Origin of the sequence: Novosphingobium sp. EMRT-2 (genome assembly GCF_005145025.1) — a bacterium.
Classification (GTDB): Bacteria; Pseudomonadota; Alphaproteobacteria; order Sphingomonadales; family Sphingomonadaceae; genus Novosphingobium.
The window spans coordinates 143,572-162,164 of record NZ_CP039695.1 but is presented as its reverse complement, the minus strand read 5'-3'; the positions used below and the strand labels follow the sequence as shown (position 1 = coordinate 162,164).

General features: G+C 65.6%; 20 protein-coding genes. 10 read left to right on the top strand and 10 right to left on the bottom strand.

Annotated features, from left to right (window positions below):
• Positions 1 to 114: 114 nt before the first annotated feature.
• Entirely contained in the window at positions 115 to 648 is a 534-nt protein-coding gene (locus FA702_RS00865) for a GNAT family N-acetyltransferase (RefSeq protein ID WP_136954621.1), read from the bottom strand.
• A 462-nt stretch (positions 649 to 1,110) separates the two neighbouring features.
• Here FA702_RS00865 and rpsA point away from each other — a divergent pair, with 462 nt between their 5' ends.
• The 4 genes from rpsA to FA702_RS00845 all read left to right on the top strand — a co-directional run bounded on the left by rpsA (position 1,111) and on the right by FA702_RS00845 (position 5,320).
• Positions 1,111 to 2,811 (top strand): 30S ribosomal protein S1, encoded by a 1,701-nt coding sequence (gene rpsA, locus FA702_RS00860; RefSeq protein WP_136954620.1) that lies wholly within the window; start codon positions 1,111 to 1,113, stop codon positions 2,809 to 2,811.
• A gap of 117 nt (positions 2,812 to 2,928) precedes the next feature.
• A complete protein-coding gene (gloB, locus tag FA702_RS00855) occupies positions 2,929 to 3,693 on the top strand; it encodes a hydroxyacylglutathione hydrolase (RefSeq protein WP_136957186.1) in 765 nt (254 codons plus the stop codon).
• Between the two features lie 28 nt (positions 3,694 to 3,721).
• Positions 3,722 to 4,753 (top strand): LacI family DNA-binding transcriptional regulator, encoded by a 1,032-nt coding sequence (locus FA702_RS00850; protein ID WP_136954619.1) that lies wholly within the window; start codon positions 3,722 to 3,724, stop codon positions 4,751 to 4,753.
• A gap of 15 nt (positions 4,754 to 4,768) precedes the next feature.
• Positions 4,769 to 5,320 (top strand): AAA family ATPase, encoded by a 552-nt coding sequence (locus tag FA702_RS00845; RefSeq protein WP_255504655.1) that lies wholly within the window; start codon positions 4,769 to 4,771, stop codon positions 5,318 to 5,320.
• 78 nt (positions 5,321 to 5,398) lie between these two features.
• On the opposite strand, the gene FA702_RS00840 is transcribed toward FA702_RS00845, so the two are convergent.
• The 8 genes from FA702_RS00840 to FA702_RS00805 form a co-directional block, all read right to left on the bottom strand.
• A complete protein-coding gene (locus FA702_RS00840; protein WP_136954618.1) occupies positions 5,399 to 5,965 on the bottom strand; it encodes a hypothetical protein in 567 nt (188 codons plus the stop codon).
• Positions 5,958 to 6,452 carry an ATPase gene (locus FA702_RS00835; RefSeq protein WP_136954617.1) on the bottom strand — a complete coding sequence of 165 codons (495 nt, stop codon included), beginning with the start codon at positions 6,450 to 6,452 and terminating at the stop codon, positions 5,958 to 5,960. The genes FA702_RS00840 and FA702_RS00835 overlap by 8 nt, the downstream gene beginning before the upstream one ends.
• Positions 6,453 to 6,534: 82 nt before the next feature.
• Complete coding sequence (locus FA702_RS00830) at positions 6,535 to 6,762, bottom strand: F0F1 ATP synthase subunit C (protein WP_022677864.1); 228 nt, start codon at positions 6,760 to 6,762, stop codon at positions 6,535 to 6,537.
• Positions 6,763 to 6,858: 96 nt separating this feature from the next.
• A complete protein-coding gene (locus tag FA702_RS00825; protein WP_124807292.1) occupies positions 6,859 to 7,641 on the bottom strand; it encodes a F0F1 ATP synthase subunit A in 783 nt (260 codons plus the stop codon).
• 43 nt (positions 7,642 to 7,684) lie between these two features.
• Positions 7,685 to 8,002 (bottom strand): AtpZ/AtpI family protein, encoded by a 318-nt coding sequence (locus FA702_RS00820; protein WP_124807291.1) that lies wholly within the window; start codon positions 8,000 to 8,002, stop codon positions 7,685 to 7,687.
• Between the two features lie 197 nt (positions 8,003 to 8,199).
• Positions 8,200 to 8,607, bottom strand: coding sequence for a YdbL family protein (locus FA702_RS00815; protein ID WP_136954616.1), 408 nt, complete (start codon positions 8,605 to 8,607; stop codon positions 8,200 to 8,202).
• A gap of 2 nt (positions 8,608 to 8,609) precedes the next feature.
• Positions 8,610 to 8,840, bottom strand: a complete 231-nt coding sequence (locus tag FA702_RS00810) for a YnbE family lipoprotein (RefSeq protein WP_136954615.1) — start codon at positions 8,838 to 8,840, stop codon at positions 8,610 to 8,612.
• 47 nt (positions 8,841 to 8,887) lie between these two features.
• Positions 8,888 to 12,157: a YdbH domain-containing protein gene (locus FA702_RS00805; protein WP_255504654.1), complete on the bottom strand. Its 3,270-nt coding sequence runs from the start codon at positions 12,155 to 12,157 to the stop codon at positions 8,888 to 8,890.
• A 92-nt stretch (positions 12,158 to 12,249) separates the two neighbouring features.
• On the opposite strand from FA702_RS00805, the gene radC reads away from it, so the two are divergent.
• From radC to FA702_RS00790, 3 genes are all read left to right on the top strand, one after another.
• Positions 12,250 to 13,026, top strand: a complete 777-nt coding sequence (gene radC, locus FA702_RS00800) for a DNA repair protein RadC (protein ID WP_136954614.1) — start codon at positions 12,250 to 12,252, stop codon at positions 13,024 to 13,026.
• Between the two features lie 103 nt (positions 13,027 to 13,129).
• Positions 13,130 to 14,128, top strand: a complete 999-nt coding sequence (locus tag FA702_RS00795) for a sterol desaturase family protein (RefSeq protein WP_136954613.1) — start codon at positions 13,130 to 13,132, stop codon at positions 14,126 to 14,128.
• Positions 14,125 to 14,796 carry a hypothetical protein gene (locus FA702_RS00790; protein WP_255504653.1) on the top strand — a complete coding sequence of 224 codons (672 nt, stop codon included), beginning with the start codon at positions 14,125 to 14,127 and terminating at the stop codon, positions 14,794 to 14,796. The genes FA702_RS00795 and FA702_RS00790 overlap by 4 nt, the downstream gene beginning before the upstream one ends.
• A gap of 84 nt (positions 14,797 to 14,880) precedes the next feature.
• On the opposite strand, the gene FA702_RS00785 is transcribed toward FA702_RS00790, so the two are convergent.
• Positions 14,881 to 15,756: an OmpA family protein gene (locus tag FA702_RS00785; RefSeq protein ID WP_136954612.1), complete on the bottom strand. Its 876-nt coding sequence runs from the start codon at positions 15,754 to 15,756 to the stop codon at positions 14,881 to 14,883.
• Between the two features lie 345 nt (positions 15,757 to 16,101).
• Between FA702_RS00785 and purB the strand changes: the two genes are divergently transcribed.
• From purB to pyrF, 3 genes are all read left to right on the top strand, one after another.
• Positions 16,102 to 17,415 (top strand): adenylosuccinate lyase, encoded by a 1,314-nt coding sequence (purB, locus tag FA702_RS00780; RefSeq protein WP_136954611.1) that lies wholly within the window; start codon positions 16,102 to 16,104, stop codon positions 17,413 to 17,415.
• Between the two features lie 85 nt (positions 17,416 to 17,500).
• Positions 17,501 to 17,827 carry a DUF1049 domain-containing protein gene (locus FA702_RS00775; RefSeq protein ID WP_136954610.1) on the top strand — a complete coding sequence of 109 codons (327 nt, stop codon included), beginning with the start codon at positions 17,501 to 17,503 and terminating at the stop codon, positions 17,825 to 17,827.
• A 4-nt stretch (positions 17,828 to 17,831) separates the two neighbouring features.
• Complete coding sequence (gene pyrF / locus FA702_RS00770) at positions 17,832 to 18,506, top strand: orotidine-5'-phosphate decarboxylase (RefSeq protein ID WP_136954609.1); 675 nt, start codon at positions 17,832 to 17,834, stop codon at positions 18,504 to 18,506.
• Positions 18,507 to 18,593 lie beyond the last annotated feature (87 nt).

Genomic DNA, 18,593 nt, shown 5'->3' with positions numbered 1-18,593 from the left:
GCCTCACAATCACCACCGCCCCAACACGGCGGAAGCCGAAAGCGCATCCCGCGCTTCCGGTTTCCTGGCCCCGGTGCGCCCCGTGGGCTCCTTACTTGATCCTGACACGCGCCGTCAGTCGAACCGCTTTTCCAGCAGGACCAGATGCGGATCGCCATCGACGGCGTGCGCGCTGTAGCCGCGTTCGCGTTCCAGTTCGATCGCGGCATGGTTGGCGCGGTCCTCGATCGAGATCACACGCTTCAGGCCACGGCGGCGCGCTTCCTGGCCGACATGGTCGAGGATCGTCCACGCCACGCCGCGCCCGCGATAGTCCTCACGGATCGACACGGCCACTTCGCCGCCATCCATCTGCGCATCGCAGGCGAGCAGCGCCGAAGCGACGAGTTCGCCGGTCGTCTTGTCGAAGCCAAGGAAGCTTTCGGTCTTCCAGTGATCGACATGGGTCAGCAGTTCGAGCTTTTCATGCCCGACGTGCTTCTGTGCGGACAGGAAGCGGAAGCGGCGGTCCTCGTCGCTTACCTTGTCGAAGAATTCTTCCAGCGCCGGTTCGTCCTCGGCAAAGGCGGGCCGGATCGACAGCACCACGCCATCGCGCGTGGTCATTTCGGTCGTTTCCGCAAGTCCGGGCAATGTCGTTCCAGTCATCAGGGGATCTCCTTGGGATCATTCCATGCCAATGCCGGCCTGTTAGCACTCGCAACACGGCGGGCTTTGATCTGGGACAACCCCAAGACCTTTTCTCGTCAAATTGCCAGCCCATCCCGATTGCCATTATCGCGATGGCAATTGCACCGATAAAAACATAAGACTTTAGTCTATGACCGCGATTACATGGAGCGCGCCGATGCTCTACTCGCGCGACAGGGCTCGCCGCAGGCACGTCAGCCCGCCGGCCATGCCTCCGACGATCCCCGTTATGCTTGCTTTTCCACAGCGATTGGTCTAGGCGCGCGACCGTTCCAATGGTTCGCAAGCGCTTTTGGAATGTTCCCCGCGGCATCCGGTCCGGGGGACGGTTCGGCCCTTAGCCCCGGATATGCTCCGGTGTGAAAGACCGGCGGACTCAACCGCCTGGCCGGAAAAACCGTAAGATTAGGACGTAACTGAATGGCCTCTACGGCAACTCCCACGCGCGACGATTTCGCCGCGCTGCTCGACGAATCGCTCGGCGCTGCCGGCAATGGCGGCTTTGAAGGCCGCGTCGTCAAGGGCACCGTCACCGCGATCGAAAACGACAAGGCCGTTATCGACGTCGGCCTCAAGAGCGAAGGCCGCGTCGCGCTGCGCGAATTCGCCGCCCCCGGCCAGGCCCATGGCCTGAAGGTCGGTGACGAAGTCGAAGTCTATGTCGACCGCGTCGAAAACGCCGACGGCGAAGCCATGCTGTCGCGCGACCGCGCCCGCCGCGAAGCCGCGTGGGACAAACTCGAATCCGAATTCGGCGAAGGCAAGCGCGTTGAAGGCGTGATCTTCGGCCGCGTGAAGGGCGGCTTCACCGTCGATCTTGACGGCGCCGTGGCCTTCCTGCCCGGCAGCCAGGTCGACATCCGCCCCGTGCGCGACGTCACCCCGCTGATGGACGTGCCGCAGCCGTTCCAGATCCTCAAGATGGACCGCCGCCGCGGCAATATCGTCGTCTCGCGCCGCGCCGTTCTGGAAGAAACCCGCGCTGAACAGCGTTCGGGCCTGATCCAGAACCTGAAGGAAGGCCAGATCATCGACGGCGTGGTCAAGAACATCACCGATTACGGTGCGTTCGTGGACCTCGGCGGCATCGACGGCCTGCTCCATGTCACCGACATGAGCTACAAGCGCGTCAACCACCCCAGCGAAGTGATCGCCATCGGCGATACCGTGCGCGTCCAGATCATCCGCATCAACCAGGATACGCAGCGCATCAGCCTGGGCATGAAGCAGCTTGAAAGCGATCCGTGGGATGGCGTTGCCGCCAAGTACCCGGTCGGCGCGAAGCTGCGCGGCACGGTCACCAACATCACCGAATACGGCGCGTTCGTGGAACTGGAAGCGGGCATCGAAGGCCTGGTCCACGTTTCGGAAATGTCGTGGACCAAGAAGAACGTCCACCCCGGCAAGATCGTTTCGACGAGCCAGGAAGTCGACGTCATGGTGCTGGAAGTCGACAGCGACAAGCGCCGCATCTCGCTCGGCCTCAAGCAGGCCCAGCAGAACCCGTGGGAAGCCTTTGCCGAAAAGCACCCGGTCGGTTCGACCGTGGAAGGCGAAGTCAAGAACGCGACCGAGTTCGGTCTGTTCATCGGCCTCGATGGCGACGTGGACGGCATGGTTCACATGTCGGACATCGCCTGGGGCATCTCGGGCGAAGACGCGCTGGCGCTGCACCGCAAGGGCGAGCAGGTTTCGGCCGTGGTTCTCGACGTCGATGTCGAGAAGGAACGCATCAGCCTGGGCATGAAGCAGCTTGAAAAGGGCGCTCCGGCCACCGGCGGCAACACCGGTTCGCTGCGTCGTGGCGAAGTCGTCACCGTCACCGTTCTGGAAGTCCGCGATGGCGGCCTCGAAGTGCAGGCTGGCGAAGACGGCTCGACCGGCTTCATCAAGCGTTCGGACCTCGGCCGCGACCGCGACGAACAGCGTCCGGATCGCTTCCAGGTCGGCCAGAAGCTCGATGCCATGGTCACCGGCTTCGATCGTTCGAAGAAGCCGAACTTCTCGGTCAAGGCCCGCCAGCTGGCCGAAGAGAAGGAAGCGGTGGAACAGTACGGTTCGTCGGATTCGGGCGCCTCGCTCGGCGACATCCTCGGCGAAGCGCTGAAGAACCGCGGCTAAGCCACGCTTCGACGCAAGCAACCCAAAGGCCCGTCCGGAGCGATCCGGGCGGGCTTTTGCTTTGTCCGGCGGCAAAGGCTAGGGTTCCCGACGCCCCGCGACCGCGAGTGAGAGATGATGCCCCTCCAGATTCACCAGTTTCCCTGCCTGTCAGACAATTACGGCTATCTGCTGCACGATCCCGCCAGCGGCGAGACGGTGTGCATCGATACGCCGGAAGCCGACGTCTATCTGCGCGAGGCGGCGGCGCGGGGCTGGACGATCACCCAGATATGGAACACGCACTGGCATCCCGACCATGCCGGCGGCAACGAGGCGATCAAGGCCGCGACCGGCTGTACGATCACCGCGCCGGCGGGCGATGCGGCGAAGATCGCCGGCGTCGATCGCACGGTTGGCCAGGGCGACGTGGTGCGCCTCGGCGCGTGGGAGGCTTCGGTCATCGACGTGGGCGGCCACACCCTGGGCCATGTGGCCTATTACGTGCCCGGCGCGCAGACCGCCTTCGTCGGCGATTCCCTGTTCGCGCTCGGCTGCGGGCGGATGTTCGAGGGGACGGCGCCACAATTCTGGGACAGTCTCTCGCGCCTGAAGACGCTGCCGCCCGAAACGGCAATCTGCTGCGCCCATGAATATACCGCCTCCAATGCCCGCTTCGCGCTCCATGCCGATCCGGACAACGCTGCGCTGCGCGTTTACGCCGCCGAGATCGAACGCCTCCGCGCCGATGGCTTGCCTACCGTGCCCGCGCGGCTCGACCGGGAACTCGCGACCAACCCCTTCCTGCGCGCGGACGATCCCGCCATGCAGGCCCGCTGGGGCGGCGGAGATGCGGTGGCGACGTTTGCGGCGCTGCGGACCGCGAAAGACACGTTCCGCTGACGGACGGCAGACAAGGGGCATACAGACGATGACCGGAACCGCGAAACGTCCGCCGCGCGTCACGTCCTTCGACGTCGCCGAAGCGGCCGGGGTCAGCCAGTCCACGGTCAGCCGCGCGCTGGCGGGCGATCCCTCGATCAGCGAACCGACGCGGCTGCGCGTGGCCGAAGCCGCGCGCAAGCTGAACTACCAGGTGGACGAGAACGCCGCGCGCCTGCGCCGGGGCCGCACGGGGACGCTGGCGATCGTGCTGATCTGCCGACCGGGGCAGGACCGGAAGGACATCAATCCATTCTACTATTCGCTGCTGGGCAGCGCCTGCGCCGCCGCTTCGGCGCGCGGCTATGAAGTGCTGGTGTCCTTCCAGGACGGGCCGGACAACTTCTGGGGCCACTATCAGGAACGGCGCAAGGCGGATGGCCTGATTGTGATCGGCACCACCTCCAACGCCGCCGCGTGGGATTATTTCGGCCAGCTGCCGGAAGGAACGCACTGGGTCTGCTGGGGCGCGCCGCGCGATGATTTCGCATGGGTGCGCAGCGATAACCTTTCGGGCGCCACGCTGGCGACGCGCCACATGCTGGTGCGCGATTATACCCGCATCGTCTGCATCGGTTCGCTTACCTCGCCGCAGCGGCAGTTCATCGAACGCTACGAAGGCTATGCCGAGGCGATGGACAATGCCGGGCTGGAACCGCGCCTCGAACATATCGAAAGCGGCCTCCCGCGCGAGGAACAGGGCCGCCGCGCCGCCGCCCGGCTGGTCGAATCCGGCGCGGCGTTCGACGGCATCTTCGCAGTGTGCGACGAGATGGCGCTGGGCGCGCTCAAGGAACTGACCGCGCGCGGCGTGTGTGTGCCCGAAGACGTGGGCGTGGTGGGGTTCGACGGCATCCGTGCCGGCGCCTGGTCCTCACCCCCGCTCACCACGATCGAACCCGATTTCCAGACCGCCGGCACGCTGCTGGTCGATCGCCTGCTGGCGATGATCAATGGCGAGGAAGGCTCCGCCCGGCGCGTGCCGGTGCGGCTGATCGTGCGCGGTTCGACGCGGGCCTGAGATCGGAGCAGGCCCGTGGTCTTGCCCAGCCTGCAAAGCCTTGGTCCGCGCATATGTATTCTGGGACCATCGAACAGTGGCAAGTCCACGCTTGCGGCCGCCATCGGAGCCGCGCTCGGCTTGGACGTGATTCACCTGGATACGTTTTACCACCTTCCCGGCACCGATTGGTGCCCCCGCCCCCGCGACGAATTCATGGCGCTGCATGATCGCGAAATCATGAAAGAACGCTGGGTCATGGACGGCAACTATTCGATCTGCATGCCGCAAAGGCTGGCCCGCGCAACCGGCGTTATCCTGCCGGACGTGCCGACGACCACCAGCCTTCTGCGCTACTTCCGGCGCACGCTGTTCCAGCGCGATGGACGGATCGGGGCGCTGGAGGGCGGCCGAGACAGTATCAAATGGGAAATGATCCACCACATTGCCGTGACCACCCCTGCGAACCGCAAACGCTATGCCGCGATGCTGGAAGAAATGTCCCGACCGGTGATCGCGCTGCGTTCTCCCGCGGCGATCACGCGCTTCTACCAGACGGAAAACCTTACGCGGCCCGTCCGGAAATGATCATTGAACGGAAAAGGCCCCTTCCGCCGATCGCGGAAGGGGCCTTTTTCAAGCGAGGCCTTTGAATGGCCAGGGCTCTCAGTGCGTGGCAAGTCCCGCGATCGCGCTGTTCACCAGTGCCTTGTCAGCGTCCGCGCCATGATGGCCGGCGATGAGCTGGCCGGCGGCGGCGGCGGCGGCGGAAGCGGCCTTGGCGCGCAGATCCTCCACCGCGGCGCGTTCGGCGGCGGCGATCTTGTCAGCCGCCATCTTCTCGCGCCGGGCGATGACATCGCGCGTATCGGCTTCCGCCTTGGCAACGATCGCCGCTGCTTCATGACGGGCATGCTCCAGCATGGAGGCCGCGTCCTTTTCGGCGTTGGCGATCTTGGCCGAATATTCGGCGCGCAGCGCTTCGGCTTCGGCGCGCAGCGCCTTGGCTTCGTCGAGCTGCTTGCGGATGGCGATGATCTGCTTGTCGAGACCGCCAACGATCAGGCCCGGCACCTTCTTCCACACGAGGATGAGAAGGAACACGAACATGGCCAGCGCCACGAACCAGCCCGCACCCAGTCCGGCAACGGTCGGCTCTTCGCCATGCGCCTCGCCATGCGGCTGTTCGACGCCGGCAGTCAGTTCGCCGTGCGCGGCTTCTGCATTAGCCATTGGCCAGCACTCCCTTCACCGCGCCCTGCGCCTGTTCGGCCGAAACCGAAAGGCCGGCAAGGCGGCTGACGATGTCTTGCGCGGCCGATGCGGCAACGCCTTCGATCTCGGTCAGCGCAGCGTCGCGCGCGGTGGCGATGCGGGCTTCGGCGGCCGAAACCGTCTGCTCGATCTTGCCGGAAGCGACATCGAGGCTGGCCTGCGTGGAGCTGGCGGCTTCGGCCTTGGCCTTAGCGATCAGCGCCTGCGCTTCGGCGCGCTGCTTGTTTTCCTGCACGCGCCACGCCTCTTCCTCGGCGTCGGCGGCAGCCCTTGCAGCCTCGGCGGCGGAAAGGTCATCGGCGATCTGCTTGTCGCGCTGGTCGACGGTCGCCATGACCTTGGGCACCATGCCGCGGCCGATGACGAAGAAGATCAGGCCGAAGAACACCAGCAGCCAGAAGACCTGGCTGGCATAGGTGGTGGCAAGCTGTGCGATTTGAGGCATCGGTCGGTCCGCGCATCATACGACCGGGGCGAACCCCGGTCGTTCCATCAACATTCGTTCGTTATGACTGACGTCGCCGCGATCAGGCGACGAAGATCAGGATCATGGCAACGACGAACGAAAGCAGGCCGAGAAGTTCCGCGGCGGCGAAGCCGATGAACAGGCGGCCCTGCTGGCCGTCAGCGGCGCCGGGGTTGCGCAGCGCGCCTTCGAGGAACTTGGCGAAGACGTTGCCCACGCCCAGCGAGGCAAGGCCCGCACCGATGGCGGCAAGACCAGCGCCGAGAAGCTTCGCGCTCTGTGCGTCCATGATAAAAACTCCCTCTTTCAGATCCGTAGTGGAAAAGTTGCGCCTAAAATATTCGGCAAAACAACCGGGCAAAGGCCCGGCACGAAACTTCGAAACTCAGTGCAGGTTTTCCGCGTCGTTCAGATAAACGCAGGTCAGCAGGGCAAACACATAAGCCTGGATGCCCGCGACCAGCAGTTCCAGAGCGCAGATGCCGATCATCAGCAGGAAGCTGGGCAGCGCGGCGATGCCGAAGGTCAGCGCACCGGCGTTGGTGCCCGAAATGACGAAGCCCGACAGCACTTCGAGCAGCACGTGCCCGGCCATCATCGCGACGAAGAGACGCAGGCCGAGCGAGAACGGACGCACCATGAACGAGATCAGCTCGATCGGGAAAATGATCGGGATCATCAGGACCGGCGTACCGTGCGGCACGAACAGAGAGAAGAAGTGCAGACCATGCTTGGCGAAGCCGACGATCAGCACGATCGAGAAGCTCAGGATCGCCAGGACGCCCGTCACCGTGAAGTGGCTGGTGGCGGTGAACGGGTGCAGGCCGACCAGCGCCAGCGGCAGCAGGCCCAGCAGGTTGGCGAACAGGATGAAGGTGAACAGCGAGAAGACGTAGGGCAGATACTTGCGGCCGGCGGGGCCAATATTGGACTTCAGCAGGTTGTCGACGAAGCCGGTCAGCCCTTCCACCGCCATCTGCCAGCGGCCCGGAACGAGCTGGCGCTTGGCGCCACCGCCAACGAACACCAGCAGCACGATGGCCGTGATCGCCATCCACAGCGCCGAATTGGTGAAAGCGATGTTGTAACCCGCGATGCTCCAGTGATCGGTGCCGAAAAGCGGCTCGATAGTGAACTGGTGAACCGGATCGACCTTGCCTTCGGCCACGCGCTTAACCCCGTCTCATCGCATATAACAACAGCGCCCCTTGTCAGGGACGCCGGCTCGAAATCCTGATGATATTGCGGAAGGCGACACCCACGCCCACGAACAACATCACCAACAGGCCCCAGGGCGACGTTCCCGCAAACTGGTCGATGACCCACCCCAGAAACGCGCCCCCCGCAAGCCCGCCGATGAGTTCCGCCAGCACCCGGTTCCCTTCGCGATAGCTCGCGTTGGATTCTTCGGGCGCCGGCTTCGCGATACGCTCGTCCTCCCGCTTGCGAGCAGCTTTCAGCCGCTGTTCAAGCGTATCGATCCGCGCATCCTCGCCGACAGGCTCCATCCCGGTTTGCTCGTCGCTCATGCCATTCTCCCAACTGGGCATTCCCAGCACGAAAGCGTGACGTGCGCAACGGCTCCCCGCCGAGGGCGCCGTCCCCTTAGGCGGGGGGCATACGCGAGTCAACCGCCCCGCAACCGCTCTGACCAAGGTCTATGCATACGGTTGCACGGGGCCACCGCACGGAGCGGAAATCCGCGTTCTCTTTCAGCGAGCCGGAATCAGGGACAGCGGGGATCGCGGATCGGCGGCGCGCCAGTGCGCGTCTGCCAGCTTCCGTCCGGCGCCTGGTACTTTTCGCCAGGCGAGGTTTGCGCCACCAGCAGGCAGCCGGAGGTCAGCGCGTATTCTTCCACCGTCGCGCCCTTGGCCTTGGCCTTGTCGGCATAGACCGCCTTGCGCTTGATGTTGATGTCTTCGATCACCGCCCGCAGCGCCGGGCTGGGCGTGGTGACATAGCCGAGATAGCCATCGGCCTTCTCGCCCACCTGCCCGGCGGCGCGGGCCGCTGCATAGGCGGGATCGCGCTGGGCAAAGGCCGCGCCGGGCAGAGCGGCAGCCAGTGCCGCGCCTGCGAGGACCGCGCCGAGCGAAATCGTGCGGAAACGGGTTGCGATTGTGCGGGCCATGGTCAGAAAATCTCCGGGTTCTTCTCGATCGTGCTGCCCGCGTCGGCCGCAAGCTTGTACACGACTTCCTGCTTGATGTTGATGTTCAGCTCGATGACGATGGGTTTGTCCGGCGCCTTCACCGAAATGCAGCCCGACAGCAGTGCCGTCATCACCGTTGCTCCCACCAGCGGCAGCACCCGCAGAAGGCGCTGCCCGATCCTGCCCCCGATCCCGTTGATCCGTTCATCCATGGACGAACGTTTCGCAGAGCCCGCAGGCAGGGTCAATTCGGAGCTTCTCATGGCAGGTTCCCGCTTTCTGGACGCTGAATGCCGGTGCCGGATACGGCCGGCCCGATGGTGCCGGAGCCGGTGCCGCCGGTTCCGGCGTTGTTGGTAAGCCGCCGCACCGCCCTGCCCTGCGCATCGACCAGCCCCAGCGTGCGCGGGTCCTGGACATAGGTGGGATCGTAGAGCGACTTGGCCGAGGTGACGAGCCGATAGAACGGCGCGCGAATGTTGACGTTGAACTGGATCGGCAGGCCGGCAACCTGTCGCGTCAGGAAGTTCTGGCGCGTGCCGAGGCCCTGCTTGACGCCGCCGAAGCGCACGTTGGTGACGATTTCGCCCGCGAGATCGCCCCGCATCCCGATCGTCATGGTCTTGTAGTCGATGGACTTCAGCGCCTCGAACGCGAAGTTGCCCATCGCCGACAAGTCCTTGTAGGTCAGCGCGCCGACATAGGAAACATTGCCCCCCGGCGCGCGCGAAACCAGATTGCCCGCTTCGATGCGCCCGCCGTTGTCGTCGAACACCAGCGGCATCCGCCCGTCGAAGGTTCCGGTGGCGGCCAGGTTGCCCAGTTCCATGCGTTCAAGGAACTTCGCCGCGTCCAGCCCTTCGATCACCAGCGTGTAGCGCCGCGTCTCGGCCACGCCCACGCGCATCACGGTGGGTTCAAGGCTCAGCTTGCCGCCCAGGAACGGCCAGGTTGCGCTGTGAAGCTTCAGCACCTGCCCCGGCTCCATCGCGAAGACGACCACGCCGTCGTTCACCTCGATGCCCGGGTTGATCGCGGCCACCCGCAAGGTCTGGTTGGGCGCGGTGACCATGTTGAGCAGGTCGGTGAACTCGACCGTCCCCGCCAGCCCGCGCGCGGGTCCGAAGGCGGCGGCCAGATCCAGCCCGGTGGTAGAGAACCGTCCGGAACTGGTCACGCCGCGCGCGTTCCAGTCGATCCGGCCCTTGCCGGTGACCGTGCCTTCGACATTGGCGATCACGCCCAGCGCCATCCGCGTCAGCGCATCGGGCTGCATCGCCTTGTCGAAGCGCAGGCCATCGACCAGCAGGTCGGCATGGCCTGAACCGTCGGACAGATCGTGGCGAATCACCGCGCGCGTCACCGTACGGTCTGACTTGGGCTCGCGCAGCACCGCGTCCGCGTCGATCCGGTTGTCGTGCAGCGTCATCGTCGCGTCGCGGGCCACCATCCGCTCGAAGCGGGTCGGCCTCAGGCGATCGGTCAGGTCGAAGCGCGCGCCCGAGAGCGTCAGCGTCCCGTCGGCATAGCGCCAATCGCCTGCCGCGTTGGTCAGGTCCATCGGCACCGCCGCCAGCCGCGCGTCCACGCCGCCGAACGTGCCGGCGAAGTCCTTGCCCGCCCGGGCCGTCAGGTCGGCTAGATGGAAGCGCGTCGCTTCTTCCGGCGGCCCCAGCGCGACATCGAACGCGCGCGCCGTCACCGTTCCCGGCCAGGCGAAGCCGACCGGCCCCGACTGGATGCGCAGCGGCGTTTCGCCCAGCCTGCCGGTCAGGGCGAGCGCGGGCACGCCCAGCGCAACGCGCAAGCCACCGGCCCCGTTGCGCACGATTGCGCCGCCGGACTGCGGGCAGACGGTTATCGCGCGGCCGTCCAGCACCATGTCGCCCAGCGTCAGCCCGTCGAAACGCGGGGTGATGCAATGGCGATAGAGTGCCAGTTCGCCCCGGGCCGAAAAGGCGCCCTGCACCGGCAGTTCCAGATTGCGGGCCGATCCGCCCGGTATCGCGCCGGAAAGCCGGGCCGTGCCCGAAAAGCCCAGCGAACCATCGGAAACCTGCGCCAGTGACATCTGCGGAATGGCCAGCGTGCCGCCGCCCGCGTGGTATTCGGCCATCGTCAGGCGGAACAGCGCGCCGCCGGCTGCGCCGCGCTCCATCACGCCCTCGATCCGCGGTAATCCCACGCCACCGGTGACGAAGTTCCCGGCGATGCGCGGCAACCCTTGCGGTTCGCCGGTGACCTGAAAGCGCGAGAGTTCCAGCAGCGAAGCGCCACTGCCCCCGCGCAACCGCGCTTCGGGCACCACGAACGACCAGCGGTCGCCGTCCTGCCGATAGTGAAGTTGCCCGGCGATGCGGCTGCCGCGCTCCTCGCGTCGCAGGGCCTGCCGCACCTGCGCCACCATCGGTGCGATCAGCGTGCCGTTGGACGCTGCCTCGGCCGAAGCAAGACCGGTGTCGAGCGCCGGCCCCTGCCGCAACCCCTGCCCGTCCACATTGCCGCGGAACTCGACAGTACGGAAACCGTCGCGCGTGCGCACCAGCCCGTCCAGCCCGAGCAGCGCGACGGTCGCGCCCGGAGCGTGAACCCCGCCCGCATTGCCCACCAGCCGCCCGGACAGCATTCCGTTGCGATAGGCCATCGCCGCATCGAAGGTCAGTGCATCGGCCCGCGCCGATGGCAGGGCCAGCGCGCCGCTGCGCAGCTTGGCCTGCACGGTCGCCCCCGCGAAATCGCGATCCGCCCGCGCGTCGACCTGCACCGTGGCCGCGCCCAGGGCCATGCCCTGCTCCACGCACCGCGCGCTGACCAACCGCAACGGACCCGAGAAGCGCGGACGCTCACCCTCGATCGCCACGCGCCCGTAAAGGCTCGCCCGTCCCAGCGCGCAGCCGCCGACATGCGCTTCGGGCACAAGCGCCGCGATCGATCCGGCGAACCCGTCGCGCAGCGCACCCGCGCCATCGGCCTTGAACGCCAGCCGGCCATAGTCGCTGTCGATCAGGCCGCGCGCGTCCACCACTTTCAGATCATAATCGGGCAGGCGAAACGGTTGGCCGCTGGACGGACCGAACAACAGCTTGTCGAGCGCCCCGAAACTCAGCTTGTTGGCATGATGCCGGCCATAGAGCCGGGGGCGGATCAGCGTGATCCCGCCGATGCGCGCGCCGCCGAGGCCATAGGCCATGCGCACTTCCATTCGCTCGACGGTCAGGTCCGGCTTGCGCGGATCGCCGATCACGATGTTGCGCAGCACTTGCGTGCGGCCGCCGATGGTGTCGATCTCGTAGGTCGCGGGCAGCCCGGTCTGGGCCAGCTGGCTGGCGATCAGGCGGTCGGCGATGCGTTCGCGCGCGAGCCACAGGCCGCCCCCGGCCACGCCGATCACCCCAAGCGTCGCCAGCGCCGCGCGGCGCAAGCGGCGACGGCGCGCCGGCGACGGGGTATCGACGCCGTTCCCGGCCTCGCTCCCCATCCCGGAGCCATCGGCCGCAACGCCGTCCGCCAAATCGGTCCTATCCGCCATTCCGCCCCTTCTTGCGCACTGCCGCGGCTTAGGCAATGCACTGTTCCGGCCACAACGCCGCGAACAGCGAAAGGTGCCCGCGCGGACCCTTCATGGACGACGAACCCGGTCTCTTTGGTGAACAGGCGCCGGAACGGACCCGAAAGATGGTCCGGAACGGCGATGATCGTTCATCCGATGACCGCGTGCGCGAAGCGGCCCACGATCCCAGCGGCCATCGCGCCCGGCTGCGCAAGCGCATGCTGGAGGGTGGCGATGATGCGCTCGCCGATCACGAACTGGTCGAATACCTGCTGATGACGGGTATCCGACGGCAGGACATGAAGCCAATAGCGCGCATGCTCCTCAAGCGGTTCGGTTCGCTCGCGGCGGTGCTCAATGCCGACCCGCTCACCTTGCAGGCCACGCCCGGCGTGGGGGAATCCGCCGCCGCCGCGCTGCGCATCGCCGGCATCGCGGCGCGGCGCATGGCGCGTCAGCAGGTGCAGGAGCAGCCCGTACTGGGAAGCTGGCAGGCGCTGCTGGACTATCTGCACATCGACATGGCGCATCTGCGCCGCGAACGGGTCCGCGCGCTCTATCTCGATACGCGCAACCGCCTGATCCTCGATGACCTTGTGAGCGAAGGCACCATCGACGAGGCCGCGATCCATCCGCGCGAGATCATCCACAAGGCGCTGGACATCGGCGCGGCCGCGCTGATCCTCGTCCACAACCACCCCTCCGGCTCGCCGCAGCCGAGCCGGGCCGACATCCAGATCACCCAGCGCGTGATCGAGGCTTCGCGGCTGCTGGGCATCGTGGTCCACGATCACGTGATCGTGGGGCGCGAAGGGCATGTTTCGCTGAAGGCAAAAGGGTTGATCTGAACGCCGGCATCGACTGCCGCCGGCCATGTACGCCTGATGGCGTATAACGCTTCGGAGTAAATTCGGTCATTTTGAACCGGATACTTTGTATCGCGGGGACAAGATGAACGGAATTCGGGTAGGCAAAAGGATCATCGGAGCGGAATCTCCGGTAACCATCGGCTGGGAAAACATCCCCCGCGTGGAGGGAGGTCCGGCAAAGCAGTTCATCTTCACCTGGTTTCAGCCTGCCATGCTGCTCGCGCTGCTGGCGTTCTGGTACTACGCGCCCAATTCCATCGCCAAGGCATCGACCGCCATCGGCATCGGAATCGGCTTCAAGGTGCTGCTGCTGGGGCTGGAATGGGTGAACCCGCGCTACCGCAGCTGGCAGCTCACCTGGAAGGAACTCACCACCGACTTGTTCTACGTCGGGCTGGGCTACACCATCCTCCGCATCGTCGACAGCTACATCGGCAGCGACGTGATGGCCAAGGGCATCCAGCACGCGTTCCACTGGGACAAGTTCACGTGGTTCGTCGGGCTGCCCCTGCTGGTGCAGGCGTTCCTGATCTCGTTTCTGTTCGATTTCGGGCAATACTGGATGCATCGCGGGATGCATAACTGGTATCCGCTGTGGCTGACCCACGCCCCGCATCACTACATCACGCAGCTGAACATCAACAAGGGCGCGGTCGGCAACCCGGTGGAGCTGTTCCTGATCGGCCTGGGCGTGGGCGGGTTCTTCGATTTCCTGCCGCGCGCCTTCCTTCTCGCCGGCTCGTTCGGCATGGCGGTCAGCACCTACCAACACATCAACGTACGCTTCAACACGCCGGCCTGGTGGCGCTTCGTTTTCAACACCACCGAGCACCACAGCCTGCATCATTCGCGCGACTACGAAGCGAGCCGCAGCAACTATTCGGGCACCTGGATCTTCATCGACCGCATGTTCGGCACCTGCGTCGATGGTGAAGCGGAACTGCTCGGCATGGAAGGCGGCCGCCGGATGTCGATCGTCGAACAGATGCACTATCCGTTCACGGAAGCCTGGAAGACGCTGAAGGCGAAGCTCGGACGCGGCCGGTTCGACACGCCCGAAAGCGCGGTGCCGGCCGAATGACCGGAATGACCGCACAGCCGATCTGGCACGAAACCGTCATTCCCGAAGGCCCTCGCGTGAACCTGCGCTATATCGACTGGATCTGGCATGTGCGCGGCAGCGTGCCCGTGCCGGAAGGCCAGACCCCCGGCGAGGCGCTGGACCGGATCGAACCCGTGTTCGACGAAGTGGGCACGGCGCACGTCCGCTCTGACGCGGCGCTGAGCTTCACCAAGAAGAACCCCGCGTCGCAAGACCCGCTATCCGTGTTCGAACGCGGCGTTCTGCGCGTGGAAGACACCGGACAGGGTGTGAGTCTGCGCTATCATCTGGTCGGCCGCGCCTTGCTGGCCTGCTTCCTGGCGCCGCTCCTGTTTCTCGGCTTCGCGCAACTGACCATCCTCGTCAACGCGAACCAGAAACCGGCGGCGGAAGAGGCGGCCAAGAAGCCCGATGCCAAGAAGGCGGAAGTTCCGCCGATGAACCCGATAGACAAGGCGCTTGGCGCTCCCGCGCCCGACAAGCCGGGAAAGGATGGCAAGGAAGGCGGCGGCAAGCGCAACCGTAAGCCCACGCCGACCCCGGCCTACGTCTTCGCGGGCATTTTCGCCGCGCTCTATGTTGGCGGGCGCATCCTGGAAGACCGGCTGGTCAAGCGTCTGTTCCGCAAGCGCCTGTCACAGGCATAGGTTGCCGGTTCCAATCCAACGGCCGTGACAGCGCGGCAAGGGCCGGAATGAACGATAACGCGCTCACTCCGGCCCGAGACCTGCTTACATCCCGTCGAGGCCCTTGCTGACCAGAACGTTCACCGCCACGCGGCGGTTCTGCGCCTTGCCCTCGATCGTATCGTTGCTGGCGGCGGGATCGGCTTCGGCCATGCCGGTGGGGGTCAGCATCCGGTAGGGCTTCCAGTGGCAGACCTGCTGGAGATAGTTCACCACGTTGCCGGCCCGCTTTTCGCTCAGGCGCTGGTTCAGTTCCTGGCTGCCGGTCGAGTCCGTGTAGCCAACGACCAGCAACAGCGCGTTGTCCATGCCTTCAGCCGAGGACGCCGCCGAGCACAGATCCGCCTTGGCCTGATCCGACAGGACCGCCTTGCCGGTGTCGAAGTTCACGTTCGTCGTGCTCTTCACGTTGTACTTGTCGATATCCGCCATGCGGCTGCGCAACGCTTCGGTTGCCGCGGCCTGTTCGGTAAAGCGTTGGTCGGTGCCGTTGTGGATCATCGACGCGACCTTGAGATCCTTGCTCTTGAGATCGATCTGGCTTGCCACGAGTTCGCCGCCCGATTGCAGCGTCTTCACCGAAACGGGAAGGCCGTTGAGCAGCGAGGTCGCCGCCAAAGTGCTGCGGTTCATGCTAAGGAAACCGCCGCTGGCGCGAATCCGCGTGGCATCGTTGATAGCGACGACCGACTTGGTGCCATCGGCGGACGTGACCTGCATCCTGTCACCCTTGCGCGCCGAAATGATGCCTTCGATGTCCGGCCCCTTGGTCGCCGGCGCGGCTGGCGTGGTATCGGTCACGCTTCCGGTGATCCCGGAATCGGGCGCTTCCTGCGGCTGCGCCGACACGACGCCCGACACCGGCAAGGCCGCCACGGCCAGTAGCGCGAACGCGCCAGTCTTCTTGGAAAGAACACGCATCAACCAACTCCTTCAAACCTGAAACCTGCCAAAATGAAAACTGCTAAAGCGCCGATGTGAACATTTCCTGCCGAGCAAGGTTCCGGCCAGAACCTTTACCATGGGCATGTACCGGGCGTTTTATGCGATGAATTGCATGGAAGGAGCGCTTTTTCCGCAAAATCGGCCCACGCATGTTAGCTTTCGGGCACTTTCCCGCTTCCCGGCACCGCCACTCTCGCACCACGCTTGGCTATCGCGATGCCAGGGGAACATGCCGCCCGCTCCCAACAATCGTGCCCGGCCCTTGCCATCCGCGCCCCCTCCTCCTAGCGGCGTGGCCAAACGTATCTGACGGAGTCGAACATGGTCCCCCGCTACGCCCGCCCCGCGATGACCGCGATCTGGGAACCCGAAGCCCGCTACCGCATCTGGTTCGAGATCGAGGCCCACGCCACCGAGAAGCTGGGCGAACTGGGCGTAGTGCCGGCCAGCGGCGCCAAAGCGCTGTGGGACTGGTGGGCGACCAACCCCGCCATCGACGTCGCGGCGATCGATGCGATCGAGGCCGTGACCAAGCATGACGTGATCGCCTTCCTCGACTGGGTGGCCCAGCAGGTCGGCCCCGAGGCCCGTTTCATGCACCAGGGCATGACCAGCTCGGACGTGCTTGATACCACGCTGGCCGTACAGCTCGCCCGCGCGGCCGACATCCTGCTGGAAGACATCGACGCGCTGCTCGCCGCGATCAAGCGCCGCGCCTATGAGCACAAGTACACGCCCACCATCGGCCGCAGCCACGGCATCCACGCCGAACCGACCACCTTCGGCAAGAAGCTGGCCGAAGCCTACGCCGAATTCAGCCGTTGCCGCACGCGCCTGGTCAACGCGCGCGCCGAAGTGGCCACCTGCGCCATTTCGGGCGCCGTCGGCACGTTCGCCAATATCGATCCCTCGGTGGAGGAATACGTCGCCGACAAGCTGGGCCTTGCGGTCGAGCCGGTGTCGACGCAGGTTATCCCGCGCGATCGCCACGCGATGTTCTTCTCCACGCTGGGCGTGATCGCCTCGTCGATCGAACGGCTGGCCGTGGAGGTCCGCCATCTGCAGCGGACCGAGGTGCTGGAAGCGGAGGAGTACTTCTCGCCGGGCCAGAAGGGTTCCTCGGCCATGCCGCACAAGCGCAACCCGGTGCTGACCGAAAACCTGACCGGCCTTGCCCGCATGGTCCGTTCGGCCGTCACGCCCGCGCTGGAGAATGTGGCGCTGTGGCACGAGCGCGACATCTCGCACTCCTCGGTCGAACGCTTCATCGGCCCGGACGCCACGATCACGCTCGATTTCGCGCTGGCGCGGCTGACCAGCGTGGTCGACAAGCTGGTGGTCTATCCGGAGCGGATGCAGAAGAACCTCGACCGGATGGGCGGACTGGTCCATTCGCAGCGGGTGCTGCTGGCCCTGACGCAGGCGGGTGTCACCCGCGACAACGCCTATCGCCTGGTCCAGCGCAACGCGATGAAGGTGTGGGAATCGGACGGACAGCTTTCGCTGCTGGAACTGCTCAAGGCCGATCCCGAAGTGACCGCCGCCCTCCCGGCGCGGGAACTGGAAGAGAAGTTCAACCTCGATTACCACTTCAAGGCGATCGACACGATCTTCGCACGGGTGTTCGGCGAATAAGCGGAGACTCGCGCGGAAGGGAAAAGCGGGTTACGGCCTGTTGAGCAAACCGGCCGAAAGGCCAGATATCCGGGGGACAAAGGCAATGCGGATTGTTCGCACGATCTTCTGGACGGCGGTCGTCGTGGTGCTCGGTCTCTTTTCCGTCGCCAACTGGCAACCGGTGGAAGTGCGCATCTGGGAAGGGCTGGTGCTGGAAACGCGTCTGCCCGCTCTGGTGATTTCCGCCTTCCTGCTGGGCCTGCTGCCGATGTGGGCCTTGTACCGCGCCACGCGCTGGCGGCTGGGGCGACGCATCACCAACCTTGAATCCCTGCTGGCGACGCAGAACGCCACCTCCAATCCCACGCCACCGCTGGCGACCTCCACGCAGCTTGAAGCCGCGTCCATCTCCGATATTCCAAGAGCGTGACCCTGTGAGCAACCCGATCTACCTCGCCCTCGACCTGCCCCGTCTCGATGCCGCGATCGCGCTTGCGCAAAAGGTGCGCGGCCATGTCGGCGGGCTGAAGCTGGGCCTCGAATTCTTCTGCGCGCACGGGCATCACGGGGTGCATGAAGTCGCCCGGATCGGCCTGCCGATCTTCCTCGACCTCAAGCTGCACGATATTCCCAACACCGTGGCCGGCGCGATGCAGTCCATCCACGTTCTCGAACCCGCGATCGTCACGGTCCATGCCTCGGGCGGGCGGGCGATGATGGAAGACGCCAAGGCCGCCGCCGGCGAAAACTGCAAGGTCGTGGCCGTCACCGTGCTCACCAGCCTTGACGACAGCGATCTTGCCCGCGTGGGCGTGGGCGGATCGGCGCACGATCAGGTGCTGCGCCTGGCCGATCTGGCGCAGGAAGCGGGCATCGACGGCATCGTCTGTTCCGGGCACGAGGTCGCCGCCGTGCACAAGCGCTGGAAGAACGGCTTCTTCGTCGTGCCTGGTCTGCGCCCCGCCGATGGCCACCTGGGCGACCAGAAGCGCGCCGTCACCCCGCGCCAGGCGCGCGATGCGGGCGCCAGCGTGCTGGTGATCGGACGCCCGATCAGCCGCGCCGAAGACCCGGTCATGGCCGCGCGCGCGATCGAGGCGACGCTGTAGTCGCGGAACGATTTCCGTTCCTGAACGGTTTCCGTTGCAACGGTTCATCACGCCGTAACGTCGCTTCGTCCAGATCGCGCAACAGAG